The organism is Paracoccus sp. MBLB3053 (genome assembly GCF_031822435.1).
In the GTDB taxonomy this organism is placed as follows: Bacteria; Pseudomonadota; Alphaproteobacteria; order Rhodobacterales; family Rhodobacteraceae; genus Paracoccus; species Paracoccus aurantius.
In genome coordinates this window covers 298,207-310,963 of sequence record NZ_JAVQLW010000003.1, presented here as the reverse complement: position 1 = coordinate 310,963, position 12,757 = coordinate 298,207, and the positions used below count along the sequence as shown (strand labels likewise).

General features: G+C 62.1%; 8 protein-coding genes. All 8 read right to left on the bottom strand.

Annotated elements, in window-relative coordinates:
• Positions 1-2: 2 nt before the first annotated feature.
• Entirely contained in the window at positions 3-1,622 is a 1,620-nt protein-coding gene (locus RGQ15_RS18010; RefSeq protein WP_311162092.1) for an acyl-CoA synthetase, read from the bottom strand.
• Positions 1,619-2,788 (bottom strand): acetyl-CoA acetyltransferase, encoded by a 1,170-nt coding sequence (locus tag RGQ15_RS18005; protein WP_311162091.1) that lies wholly within the window; start codon positions 2,786-2,788, stop codon positions 1,619-1,621. The genes RGQ15_RS18010 and RGQ15_RS18005 overlap by 4 nt, the downstream gene beginning before the upstream one ends.
• Positions 2,785-3,615 (bottom strand): IclR family transcriptional regulator, encoded by an 831-nt coding sequence (locus RGQ15_RS18000; protein WP_311162090.1) that lies wholly within the window; start codon positions 3,613-3,615, stop codon positions 2,785-2,787. The genes RGQ15_RS18005 and RGQ15_RS18000 overlap by 4 nt, the downstream gene beginning before the upstream one ends.
• Positions 3,616-3,620: 5 nt before the next feature.
• Positions 3,621-4,637 carry a TRAP transporter substrate-binding protein gene (locus RGQ15_RS17995; protein WP_311162089.1) on the bottom strand — a complete coding sequence of 339 codons (1,017 nt, stop codon included), beginning with the start codon at positions 4,635-4,637 and terminating at the stop codon, positions 3,621-3,623.
• Between the two features lie 31 nt (positions 4,638-4,668).
• Positions 4,669-6,546: a TRAP transporter large permease subunit gene (locus RGQ15_RS17990; protein WP_311162088.1), complete on the bottom strand. Its 1,878-nt coding sequence runs from the start codon at positions 6,544-6,546 to the stop codon at positions 4,669-4,671.
• Positions 6,547-6,819: 273 nt separating this feature from the next.
• The gene (locus RGQ15_RS17985) at positions 6,820-8,628 is read right to left on the bottom strand and encodes a response regulator (RefSeq protein WP_311162087.1); all 1,809 of its coding nucleotides are present in this window, start codon (positions 8,626-8,628) and stop codon (positions 6,820-6,822) included.
• The gene (locus RGQ15_RS17980; RefSeq protein ID WP_311162086.1) at positions 8,618-9,481 is read right to left on the bottom strand and encodes a CheR family methyltransferase; all 864 of its coding nucleotides are present in this window, start codon (positions 9,479-9,481) and stop codon (positions 8,618-8,620) included. Before RGQ15_RS17980 ends, RGQ15_RS17985 begins: the two co-directional genes overlap by 11 nt.
• Positions 9,478-12,558 (bottom strand): response regulator, encoded by a 3,081-nt coding sequence (locus tag RGQ15_RS17975; protein ID WP_311162085.1) that lies wholly within the window; start codon positions 12,556-12,558, stop codon positions 9,478-9,480. Before RGQ15_RS17975 ends, RGQ15_RS17980 begins: the two co-directional genes overlap by 4 nt.
• Between the last annotated feature and the right edge of the window lie 199 nt (positions 12,559-12,757).

The window sequence follows — 12,757 nt, the reverse complement described above, 5'->3', positions numbered from 1 at the left end:
GTTCACGCCGGAGCCTTCGTCGCATTGCTTTGCGCCAGAAGTCCGCGCGTTTCGATTTCCTCACGGATCATCTTCTTGGTGATCTTCCCATAGGCTGATTTGGGCAGGGCGTCCCAGAACAGGAACCGCTTCGGCATCTTGTAGCGGGAAAGCTTACCGTCGAGGAATTCGGCCAGTTCATCCTCCTGCACAGGGCCGGAGGCAACGCAGACGGCCCAGCCGACCTCGCCCCACAGGGGGTCGGGAAGCCCGAGCACCGCAACCTCGTTGATGGCGGGATGGGTCAGGATCTTTTCCTCGATCTCGCGTGGATAGACGTTCGATCCTCCCGATATGAACATGTCCGACTGGCGACCCGTGATATAAAGAAAACCTTGTTCATCCAGATGGCCAAGATCGCCCGTCCTGAACCAGCCATTGCGGAAGGATTTCGCGTTGGCCTCGGGGTTCTGATAGTAACCGGCGAAGACGGCGGGCCCGATGCAGCAGATTTCGCCGGTCTGGCCGGGGGGCAATTCATGTCCCTCATCGTCCTGGATCTGGATCTCGATCCCTGTGCGGGCATGGCCGCATGTTCCGATTCGGGCGGTGGGGCCGTCTTCAGCCTCGTGCAGATGGGCGGGCAGGACGGTGATATTGCCGGTGCATTCGCCAAGGCCGAAATATTGGACGAGCACCTTGCCCAGGACACGCAACGCTTGCTGCTGATCGACCCGGTACATGGGCGCGCCTGCATAGATCACATAGCGCAAGGACGAGGTATCGGCCGCAGCGACCGACGGATGTTCGACCATCAGCTTGAGTATCGTGGGCACCGTGAACATGGTCGACACACGCCATTCGCGAACCAGTTCCCAGACCGTCGCGACCTCGAACTTCTCGCTGGGCATCAGCACGGTCTTCACGCCCCGCGCGACCTGGGTCAACTGGTGAACACCTGCGCCATGGGACAAGGGCGCCACGACCAGCGAAGCATCGTCTGATGTCAGGCCCGGCATCAGGTCGGCAAGGTGGTTGGTGACGACAAAGGACATCTGGCCATGGGTCAGAACCGATGCCTTCGGTCGCCCGGTTGTGCCCGACGTGAAGAAGAACCAGCACGGATCGTCGCGGTCCACTTCGGCGATGATCGGCCTTTGGCCCGATGAGCGCGACGTGATATCCTCGATCGCAGGCGCGAAATCCGAACCGCCGAATGACAGCACCGTCAATTCGGGGCAGGCCAAGCGGCAGGCGGTGGCGTGCCCGGGGAAGGTCGCGTTGCAGAACATGAAGCGCGCGCCCGACGCCTCGGTCAGGTAGGCGACCTCTTCCGGGGTCTGGCGGAAATTTGCGGGTACCCAGACGCCCCCGGCGCGCCAGACGGCGAACATGGCCTGCATCATCTCAAGACAGTTCTGAGATTGGCACAGAACCCGATCGCCCTTGCGCAGCCCCAGTTCCGATTGCAGCGCGAAAGCCAGCGCATCCGTCCGTCGCTCGAATTCCGACCAGCTCCAGATCGTGTCCGCCATGACGAGCGCGGTTCCGTCCGGGTCGCGCCTTGCCGCCTGTGTCAGGAAGGTCGCAAGGTTCATGACCCGTGTCGAGATGGGGCGCATTCCGCCAATCGGCCCAGTCATTTCACGCGCTCCAGGATCGAACAGTAGCTCGCCACCGCAGCGCCGCCCATGTTGAAGACGCCGCCCAATCGGGGATCGCGCAGCTGCATGTCGCCTGCATCACCGGCAAGCTGCATGGCGACCATGACATGTTGCGACACGCCCGTTGCGCCGATGGGATGGCCGCGCGATTTCAGCCCGCCCGAGGGATTGACTGGCAGCGCGCCGTCAAAACGCGTCACGCCGTCCCGGATCACGCGCCAGCCTTCGCCGCGCGGAGCCAGGCCCATCGCTTCATATTCGATCATCTCGGCAGTGGTGAAGCAGTCGTGGGTTTCGACAAGGTCAAGGTCCATGACACTCAGACCCGCCTGATCCAGCGCGGCGCGCCATGCCCGATGCGGCCCGTCGAAGGCAATGGGGTCCCTGCGCGACAGGGCAAGGAAATCGCCCGCCTGCGCCCGCGCTCGAAACCGGATGGCGCGGGACAGTTCTGCCGCCATCTCGGCATCCGCCAGGACAAGCGCCGCCGCACCATCCGAGACGAGCGAGCAATCTGTCCGCCGCAATGGTCCTGCAACCAGGGGGTTCTTGTCTGAAATGGTATTGCAGAATGCCGCGTCGAAGGGCTTGTGCATATGCGCGTATGGATTGCGCATTCCATTTTCGTGGTTCTTGGCGGCAATCATGGCCAGCTCTTCCGAGCGGTCGCCGTGACGTTGGAAATAAGTGCTTGTGATGCGACCGAAGACGCCAGCAAAACCGCCCTCGATCTGGCCTTCCTCGGGGACGTAGCTGGCGGAAAGCAGGATGTCTCCGACTTCGTGACCTGGCGTTGCGGTCATCTTCTCTGCCCCGATAACCAGTGCGACGCGCCCGCGACCCGAGGCGATGAAGTCGGCGGCAGCGTAGATCGCGGCCGAGCCTGTCGCGCAGGCATTTTCGGTCCGCATGAAGGGCACGCCCGTCAGCTCGGGTGTCCCCATGGCAACGAGCGCGCCCTGAAAATCCTGCCGCGAGAAGCCGTTGTTGTAGACGCCCGTGAAGATGCCATCGACGGCATCGGGGGCTATGCCGGCATGTTCCAGTGCGGGCAGCGCCACTTCCTGCATCAGGGACATTGTATCGGGCGCTTGGGATTTGCCGAACTTGCCATGCGACCAACCAACGATCAGCGGTTCGCTCATGCGGTGTTCCTCTTTGTTTCGGAAAGGGGACGCGGGTCGAGCGCGGCAAGCCTTGCGGCGACCTCGCGCGCCTCGCGTTCAAGGGCGGCAACCAGCATGGGCTGTCGATCGCGGCGCATGCGGTCTTCGATCGCCGCGATCGAAAGCGCCCCGGCGGGCCGGCCATCGGGCCAAAGGATCGCCACCCCGATCCCCCAGGAACCCGGAACGATACGCCCCGGATTGAGCGCATGACCCAGGTCACGTGCCCGATGCAGATCCTGCGCGAGCAGGGGGCCAAGATTGCCGGTCAGATGCGCGACGCGCCTTAGCAGCGCATCCGCCTCTGGGACGGGCAGGGCGGCAAGGATCGCCATTCCGCCGGCGCCCACGCCGGCCGGCTTGCGATCGCCTCGTTTGAGCGCATGGGTTCGGATCGGGAAATCGCCTTCGATGCGATCAAGGCACAGGCTATGGTCGTCCTGTGGAACGGTCAGGAAGACCGTGTCGCCGGTTTCCTGCGCCAGTCGCAGCATCGCATCGCGCGCATGCGTCAGGATGCCATGCCGGTCCTGGGCGAATGAGCACAGAAGATAGGCTTCCGGGCCAAGATGATAGCGGCGCGTCCGTCTGTCCTGTTCCACCATGCGTGCCGCGCCCAGTGCAAGAAGAAGGCGCCGCACGGTCGGTCGGGTCAGCCCGGCATCCTCGGCAAGTTGCGAAAGCCCCAGCCCCTCGTTCCCGCCCCTGCCGACAAGCGACAGCAGCGACAATGCCCGCACGACAGCCTGCGCCCCAGCCTGGGCTGGCTCGGTCTGCGTCCGGACGCGATCGGGGGACCGGGACATCCGCGTCAGGCCAGTTGGCGACCGACTGCAGCTTCAAGAATGGCCCAGGCCTCGTCGCCATAGGTCTTCTTCCATTCCGCGTAAAAGCCTGCCTCGCGCAGCTTTTCCTCGAATGGCTTCGGATCGACTTCATTGAAGGTAAAGCCATGGCCTTCCAGATCGCTCCGCAGCGAAGCGTTCAACTCCATCACGTCTGCGCGCTGCTTTTCGGCGCCGGCGTTGAAATGCTTGGCGATGATCTGCTGGGCGTCCTCGGGCAGCGCATTCCACGCGCGGCGGTTGCCGAGCAGCCAGAAGCCATCCCACATGTGATTGGTCAGAGAAAGGTATTTCTGGACCTCCCACATCTTGGCCACCTTCATGATCGTGAGCGGGTTTTCCTGCCCGTCGACGATCCCGGTCTGGAGTGCCGTGTAGACCTCGGCGAAATTGATCGAAGCGGGAGCAGCGCCGAATGCCGAGAACATTGACGTCCAGAGCGGGCTGACCGGCACCCGGATCTTGAAGCCCTCCAGATCGGCCGGGCTGGTGATCGCCTTGGTCGAGGACGTGGTCTGACGGAAGCCGTTATCCCAGATCTTGTCCATCACGATCAGACCGGCCTCTTCGATCTGACCGCGCGCATAGGCACCAAGTTCGCCGTCCATCGCCTTCCAGACGGCGTCGTAATTCGGGAAGGCAAAGCCGATCCCGTTGATCGAGGCATTGGGCACCAGCGTCGAAAGAATGACCGGCGAAAGCTGGAAGAATTCGACCCCGCCCGCCCGAAGCTGGCCGAGCACGTCGGTATCGGCACCAAGCTGGTTAGACGGGAAGATCTGGATATCGACGCTCCCCGAGGTTTCTTCCAGGATGGCCTTGGTCGCTTCGGCCAGGCGGACGTTGCTCGGATGCTCCATCGGTTGGTTGTTCGCGATCTTGTAGGCGAAATCCGCTGCGCGGGCTGGTCCCGGCCGGATGAACGGCGCGGCAAGCGCCGTGGCTGCGGCACCCAGCAAGATCGTGCGACGGGTTGTTTTCATGTTTTCCTCCTCCCCGAGGGTTATGAAATCGTCAGAGCAGCGCGGTCGAAAACCAAGGCACGGCCGCGATCACGAAAAGGCCGATCATCAGCGCCAGCAGATAGGGCCAGATCCGGCGCATCACCTGATCGGCAGGCACGTCGGCGATCTTGCAGGCGATGTAGAATCCGATGCCGATGGGCGGCGCCATCAGCCCGATATTCATCGCGGTCACGATGACCATGGCATAGTGGATGTCGTGGATCCCGAGGCCGCGTGCGATCGGGAACATGATCGGCGCCAGCAGCACGATGGCAGGCAGCCCTTCCAGCACACAGCCGAGCACCAGAAAAATAGCGATCGAGGCGAGCATGAAGACGACCCAGCCACCGGGCAGGCCGGTCACGATCGCCATCAGGTCGCGCGCGAAACCCGATTGGGTCAGCGCCCATGCCATCGAAGATGCCGCGCCAAGGATCAACAGGATCGCACCCGACATGGCTGCCGTTTCGACCAGCATGTTGCCCAGCTTGCGCATGGGGATGCCGCCATAAAGCAGGACACCGATCACGAAGGCATAGACGACGGCGATGGTCGACACCTCTGTCGCGGTCGCGACGCCACCGCCGACAAGGCTGCGGATCATGAAGGGCAGGACCAGGGCCGGCGTCGCAATCACTGCGGCCTTGCCGATGAACGACAGGGAAGCGCGCTTCACGCCGCTCATGTCTTCGTCCTTTGCCTTCCAGCGTGCAAGCACGGCCAGAACGATCAGCAACACCATGGCGATGGCAAAGCCCGAAATGAACAGCCCCGCGATCGACACGCCCGCGACCGAACCGAGCACGATCAGCACGATCGAGGGTGGAACGGTATCGGCCATGGCCGCGCCGGTCGCCAGCAGGGCCGTCATCTCGGGCGCGGAATGGCCACGGCGGCGCATTTCAGGGAAAAGGGCCGGGGCCACGGTCGCCATGTCGGAAACCTTGGAGCCAGAGATCCCCGAGACGAGGAACATCGAGCCAAGCAGGACATAGCTCATCCCTGCCTTCACGTGACCAAGCAGCGATGCCAGGAAATTCACGATGGCCTTGCCCATTCCCGTTGCGTCCAGAATACAGCCCAGCAGGACAAAGACAGGCACGGAAAGCAGGATCAGCGAAGACATGCCCTCGTCGATCCGCCCGATCATGACGAAGACAGGCGAATGGCTGGCGAAGGTCAGGTAGGACAGCGTGCCAAGGGCGAAACAGAAGGCGATCGGGACCCCCATCAGCAATAGGATACCGACGACCAGCCCAAGGAAGATCGGCAGGTTCCAGTTGCCGATCGCGAGCAGCCCGGGCTTTGCAAACCAGAGGAGTGCGACCACAGCCGCCGCCACCACCAACGTCCCCGCGATCGTGGCCCAAGCTCGCGTCCGCAGCACCGACACCAGCATCAGCACGCTCATCAGCCCGATCCCGGTTGGCAGGGCCGAGGCGCGGAAGGACATCGGCAATCCCAGAGCGGGCGATGTCACATAGCTTTCCTCATAGGCATATTCGATTGCGACTGGCAGAAGGCGCAACAACAGGATGCAGACCAGCACCTGCCCCACGACTTCGACCGCGCGGGCAAGCCTTTCGGGCAAAAGGGGCAGGAATACGGTCAGGCGCATGTGCTCATGCCGGTCAACGGCCATGGCAGCACCCAGCATCGCCATCCAGATGAAGCTGATCGATGCGACCTCGTCCCCCCAGATCAGGGGCTTGGTCAGGACATATCTGAAGAAGACATTGGCCAGAACGGTAACGATCATCACCACCAGCAGTCCGGCGGCCAGGAATTCGACCGGCCGCATCCAGTATTCGGCGCGCTTCGGTTCCGTCAGGGCCTCGACCCCGCCGAGCGCGAGTTCGGCCCCCCGATCATTGTCGGTGAGTTGCATTCTGTCCTCCCTTCCCGCGACGGGATCTCCCCATCCCTTGCGCGCGATCCATCATGTGGACCGTATGCCTGCCGCTCGGGTTCGAATTTCTGTAGGCTGAGAAGCGAAATGCAAGCAGAAAGTGGCGAAGCGCGGCGGTTTCGGGAAGTTTGTCCGGTTTTTGGTTGGTTCGGACTCCACGATATGGAACAGGTCAGGCATGACTGTGCCGCGCTCTGATGCGAACGCGACCAGTCTCGGAGCGACAAACTCCGTTTTAAAACGGTGAGGGGCTCAGGACTTCATCAATTCCGACAGCACGGGAAGCAGGGCGTCGGTCCGGAAAGGTTTCTCGACGACCGGAGTGTCCTGAAAGTTCTGCGGAAGATGTTGTCGGCCATATCCGGAAACGAAACAGAACGGGATCGCCCGCCGGGTGAGCGCCGTGGCGATCTGGTCAACCGGTTCACCAGACAGGTTCCCGTCAAGCAGGGCCACATCAAAGCCTGAGCGCTCGATTGCCTCCAATGCCTGGCTGATCGTGCGGGCGATATCGACCGTGCTCGCGCCGGCAGCCTTCAATTCGTGACTGATATCCATGGCAACAAGCGGCTCGTCCTCGATCACAAGGACATGCGAGCCGCTGAGTTCCCGCACGCGATTGGCGCGATCGACCGGCTCCAGCGCAGGGCAGGGCTCCGGTTGGTCGTCGAGGTTGGTTTCGACCGGCAGGATGATTGTCCAGACAACGCCCGCGGCAAGCCATTCGGCGCGCACCGTGTCATCATCGCCGCCGGCGCTTGCACGGATCAGCGTCGTCCCGAAACCCGTCCTTGCGGGTGGTGTCACTGCGGGACCGCCTTGCTCCTCCCAGCGCAGATGCAGGTGATCGCCCTGCACTTTCCAGCTCAGGACCACGCGGCCCGAAGGCACGGAGAGTGCCCCGTACTTCGCGGCGTTGGTTCCCAATTCATGCAGGCTCAGCGCCAGCCTCAGGGTATTTTCAGGCGAAAGTTGAACCCGCGGCCCGCTGCGGACCAGTCGCGCGGCATCCAGCGTTCCGGCGCGGATCTGTTCGTTGATGATCTGGTCCAGCGGCGCGCTGGACCAGGTCGCATCGGACAGGATCGAATGTGCGCGCGCGAGCGCCTGCAACCGTCCGGCGAAGCGCTGACCGAAGCCGTCGAGATCTTCGGATTGGCGCAGGGTCTGGCGCGCGATGGCCTGAACATTGGCCAAGGTGTTCTTGATCCGGTGGTTCAGTTCACCGACGAGCAGATTACGGACCTCCTCGGCATGGCGTCGTTCGGTCACGTCGAGAATTTGCAGCGAAAGCGACAGGTTGCCGTCGGAAGGGTCCTGCAGGATCGAGCCGTAGACCTCGCAATGGATCTGCTTGCCGTCACCACGATGCGCGGGGAATTCGGCACTGTGGCGTGGCTCTGATTTTCCCCTTTCGACCCAGCCGCGCAGGACCGAGGCCGCGTCGTCGCTGAGCCATCCCTCGTCGCAGACATGATGCCCGAGCATCTGGACCGCGCTGCGCGAAAAGATTCTCTCGGCCCCCATGGACCAGCTTCTGATCGTCAGTTCCCGATCGCATTCGATCAGCGCGAGCGGCGAATTGTCGGCATGCGCCTTGAGGCGGGAAATCGCGACATCACGATGATGCGCGAGCACGCGCATCTCGTCCCTTTGGCGCTCGAGATCACGCGCCTGCTCGCCGATCCGGAAAAAGACCTCGGCCTTTGACTTCAGCACCACCGGGTCAAGCGGCTTGAAGATGTAATCGACCGCGCCCGCTTCATAGCCGCGGAAACGCCGGCGCTCGTCGCGGTCGGCGGCGGTGACGAAGATGATCGGCACGCCCCGCGTCCGCTCGGCTCCGCGCATCAGTTCGGCAAGCTCGTAGCCATCGGTTTCCGGCATCTGCACATCTAGAAATGCCAACGCATAATCATGGACCAGCATCAACTCGAGCGCTTCGGAGGCGGAATTGGCAAAATCGACCTGCAACCCGTCGCGTCTGAGCAGGGCCTCAAGCGCGATCATGTTTTCCCGAATATCGTCCACGATCAGGAAGCGGATGTTGTCATCGGGCATTGAAGATCTCCTGCGATGCGGTTCGGCGCCAAACGCGCTCTTGTTCATTGAATGCCGAGTAGGACCCGGCATGTTCGGAAAAACGCAGCGTCTCGTGGGCGCCAAGACCAAGAAAGCCCCCGCGCACCAGGGATTCGGCAAACAGGCGCAGAACGCGGTTCTGCAGCTTGTCGTCGAAATAGATGAGCACGTTCCGGCACGAGATCAGGTGGACCTCGGAAAATACTTCGTCGGTGGCCAGGTCGTGTTCGCTGAAGACGACGCGGTTGCGCAGATTGCGGTCAAAGACCGCGCGGCCATAGGCGGCCGTATAGTGATCCGAGAGCGAACCCGTGCCACCCGCCTGTTGGTAATTCAGGGAAAAGCCGGGCAACCGGTCGATGTCGTAGACGCCTGCCGAGGCCTTGGCGAGAGCGCGGCGGTTGATTTCGGTCGCATAGAAGATGGTTCGGTCAAGCAATCCCTCTTCGCGGAACAGAATCGCCAGCGAATAAAGCTCTTCGCCATTCGCGCAACCCGCGACCCAAACCTTGAGCGAGGAATAGGTCTTGAGATGGGGGACGACCTCTTCGCGAAGGGCACGGAAATAGGCCGGATCACGAAAGAACTCGCTGACCTGGACGGTCATCGCGTCAATGACCTCGGGCAGCACCGATGGATCGTGCAGCAGGCGGCGCTGCGCGTCACTCAGGGTTTCGCAGCCAAGGCGTTCTCTGACGATATCGGTTCGTCTCGCAAGTGATGCGCGTGAGTAGGACCGGAAGTCGTAATGGTAGCGGCGATGCAGGGCCTCAAGGAAAAGGTCCTGCTCGATCTGCTCGGTCGCCTGTGTTTGCACGGGCAAGGTGGTCATCGGGGCATCCACACCCGTGCCAGTGACAAGAGCTTGCCGACGTCGATGGGTTTGGACAGGTAGTCGTTCGCTCCGGCGGCAAGGCACTGGGTCTGATCATCCGCCATTGCCTTGGCGGTCAGCATGATGATCGGCAGCGAACGCCAGCGTTCGATCTTTCGGATCTCGCGGGTGGCGGTCAGCCCGTCCATTTCCGGCATCATCACGTCCATAAGCACCAGATCAATGCCTGGCGCGCCGCCATCCGCGACGCGGCCCAGCATCTCGAGCGCCTCGCGGCCGTTCCGCGCAATCTGCACCTCGGCACCGTGCGGCTCGAAAATTCCCGTAAGGGCATAGACGTTCCGAATGTCGTCCTCGACCACGAGTATCCGGCGCCCATCCAGCAGGTTGTCCCGGCTGAGCGAAGCCGCAAGCATCTCGCGCTGGCGCGGCGGCAGGTCGGACACGACCTGATGGAGGAACAGGGTGACTTCGTCGATCAGCCGCTCGGGTGATTTCGCGCCCTTGATGATGATCGATTTGGAATAGCGACGCAGGCGCAGCTCCTCGTCCTGATCCAAGGCGCGGGCGGTATAGACGATCACCGGCGGGAAAGACGCTCCTTCATCGGCATCAAGCTGTTCAAGCAATTCAAAGCCGGAAGCATCCGGCAGGGTCATGTCGAGCACGATGCAGTCGATGCTGAACTCTCGGCATGCGGCCAGCGCTTCGGCCGCGGTTGCAGCGCCGATCGTCTCGACATGGTCGTTGCTGAGAAGCGCCTTGAGCCCTTCGAGCTGCGCGGGATCGTCCTCGACGATCAGGACCCTGCGCATCGGCTGTTCCATCTGATGGCCCAGCTGCTGGATTATCTGAGTGAGCGCCTGCCGCTCGACAGGTTTGATCAGATAGCTCACGGCCCCTTGGGCAAGAGCCTCGCGCATGTAATCCGTCGCCGAGACGACGTGAACGGGGATATGCCGCGTGGCGACATCGCGCTTGAGGCGATCCAGAACCGACATGCCGGTATGATCGGGAAGCCCCATGTCCAGAACGATCCCTTGAGGAAGGTATTTTCGCGCTGCACGGACGGCATCATCGGCGGTTCCCACGGCGATCGCGCGAAGGCCAAGCTCATGCACCAGGTCCAGCATCACCCGTGCGAACGCCGTGTCATCTTCGACGACGAGAATGATCTGATCACCCTCGGAAATTTGTCCGCGATCATCCGCAACGCCGGCCAGCCCGCCGAGTTCGCCGTGCTCGTTGAATCTCTCTGGCAGGGGCGTCGGCGCGGTTGAGAATGGTCGTGAGACCGCAGCGCCCTTGCTCTCACCAATCTGGCGCGGCACGATCAGAGAGAAGGTGCTGCCTCGACCCGGCTGGCTTTCGAGCTCGATCCTGCCCCCCAGCAAGTCGGCCAACTCGCGCGAGATCGACAGACCAAGGCCCGTGCCACCGTACTTTCGCGAAATCGTGCCGTCCGCCTGCCGAAACGCCTCGAAGATGGCTTCCTGCTCGGTCGCGGCAATCCCGATCCCGGTGTCCTGAACGGAAAAGGCGACTTCGCCATCCCGGTCCTGAACCTTCACCGTTACGCGTCCGCGCTCGGTGAACTTGATCGCATTCGAAACGAAATTACGCAGGATCTGGTCAAGCCGCGCAGGGTCTGTCTGGATCTCTGCCAATTGTGGTGTGACCTCGGTCTGCAGCTCAAGCCCCTTGCTGCGAGCCTGGACCTCGAACTTGCGCAGCAGGCGCCCGACAATCGCCGAGGGGGCCACCGGCTCGGGCGTCACATCGAGCTTGCCCGCTTCGATCTTGGCGAGATCGAGAATGTCGTTGATCAGTGCCAGAAGGTCCTGGCCGGAACTCTCGATCGTATCGGCCCAGCGGACCTGCTCATCGGTCAGGTTTCGGCTGCGGTTATCGGCCAGCAGGCGCGACATGATCAGAAGTGCGTTCAGCGGCGTGCGAAGCTCATGGGACATGTTCGCCACGAATTCCGATTTGTAGCGGCTTTCGCGGGCAAGTTTCTCGGCCTGTTCGACGAGTTGTCGGCGCGATCGCGCCAGCGCGTCCCGCTGTTCCTCAAGCTGCTGGGTCTGGCTTTCCAGCTGAGCATTCTGCTGCTCAAGCTCTGCCTGCTGTGCCGAAAGCCGTTTTTCGCTTTCCTGCAGCGCACGGGTCTGCTCTTCAAGCTCTTCATTCGTCGCGGCGAGTTCTTCGGTATGGCTGCGAAGCTCTTCCGCCTGACGCCGGGTTTCTTCAAGAAGTTCCTTGAGATCTTCCCTGTAACGTGCTGACTTAAGGGCAATACCCATCTTTTCCGATATGCGGCCCAGAAGGTTCAGCAGCGCGGCCTCTGGCGCGCGGTCAAATCCGAACTCGAAAACACCATTGACCCGCCTGCCGTCATGAAGAGGCAGGATGACCGAATGCGCGGCCTGGCCACGCATCAGCCCCGTGTTCCAGCCGAGCGCATCGTCCGGGGTCGCCGAAATGGTAAGGATCCGGTTTTCATCCATCGAGCGCCAAAGATGGCTTTCGCCCTGCGTGATCTGGTCGGGAAGCGCAGAGGTGTCCGTTCCCCATCCCGCGATCAGCCGCAGGCTGTTGCGATCGGCGGCATAGGCCACACCCGCGCGTGCGCCCAGATAATCGGACAGACGCTTCAATGCGCCTGTGCCAAGTTGCTCGACGCTCAGGTCGCCTTGCAGCGTCTTGGATGTCTCGACCTCTCCCTTCTGGACCCAGTCGATCTCGGCAAGTGTCGTGCGACTGCGGATGAGAAAGTAGCCGACGCCTCCCAGAAGCAGGATGACAAGACTGGCGAGCGCGCGGTTGATGATGGCAAGCTTGGGGTCGATCCCCGCCGCAGCCAGAAAGAACCCGATCGTTATCAGACCCACAAGCAGCACTGCCACGATCGGCGGAGCGATTGGACGGCGCGCGGAAAAGGAAAGGACCAGCGGCAGCAGGTAGATCAGCCAAATCGCGGTTCCGAGAGGGAAGATAGAATCGAGGGTAAAGACAGTCGCTGTCACAACCGCGATGGCCAGATAAATGGCCCAATCTGAAACTGAGATCTTCACGCGCTTTCTCGCTTCTCGTAGCTGATATTTCTAGAAAAACGCAAGGCGCGACCTCCAATCGGAACCATTCCAGCCAGTGGGAACGCATGCGTTTCCGATGCGGTTCCCGCAATGCAGCAGCGCCCGTCCTATAAAGCGACATTGCAGCTTCGGCGAGCCAATGCATGACCCGCCGGCCCAGTCGGCGAAGCTAGTGGCC

Excerpts from the sequence above, each read along its gene's own strand:
- RGQ15_RS18010 (WP_311162092.1), bottom strand. The coding sequence starts at position 1,622 with ATGACTGGGCCGATTGGCGGAATGCGCCCCATCTCGACACGGGTCATG.
- RGQ15_RS18000 (WP_311162090.1), bottom strand. The coding sequence starts at position 3,615 with ATGTCCCGGTCCCCCGATCGCGTCCGGACGCAGACCGAGCCAGCCCAG.
- RGQ15_RS17990 (WP_311162088.1), bottom strand. The coding sequence starts at position 6,546 with ATGCAACTCACCGACAATGATCGGGGGGCCGAACTCGCGCTCGGCGGG.
- RGQ15_RS18005 (WP_311162091.1), bottom strand. The coding sequence starts at position 2,788 with ATGAGCGAACCGCTGATCGTTGGTTGGTCGCATGGCAAGTTCGGCAAA.
- RGQ15_RS17980 (WP_311162086.1), bottom strand. The coding sequence starts at position 9,481 with ATGACCACCTTGCCCGTGCAAACACAGGCGACCGAGCAGATCGAGCAG.
- RGQ15_RS17985 (WP_311162087.1), bottom strand. The coding sequence starts at position 8,628 with ATGCCCGATGACAACATCCGCTTCCTGATCGTGGACGATATTCGGGAA.
- RGQ15_RS17995 (WP_311162089.1), bottom strand. The coding sequence starts at position 4,637 with ATGAAAACAACCCGTCGCACGATCTTGCTGGGTGCCGCAGCCACGGCG.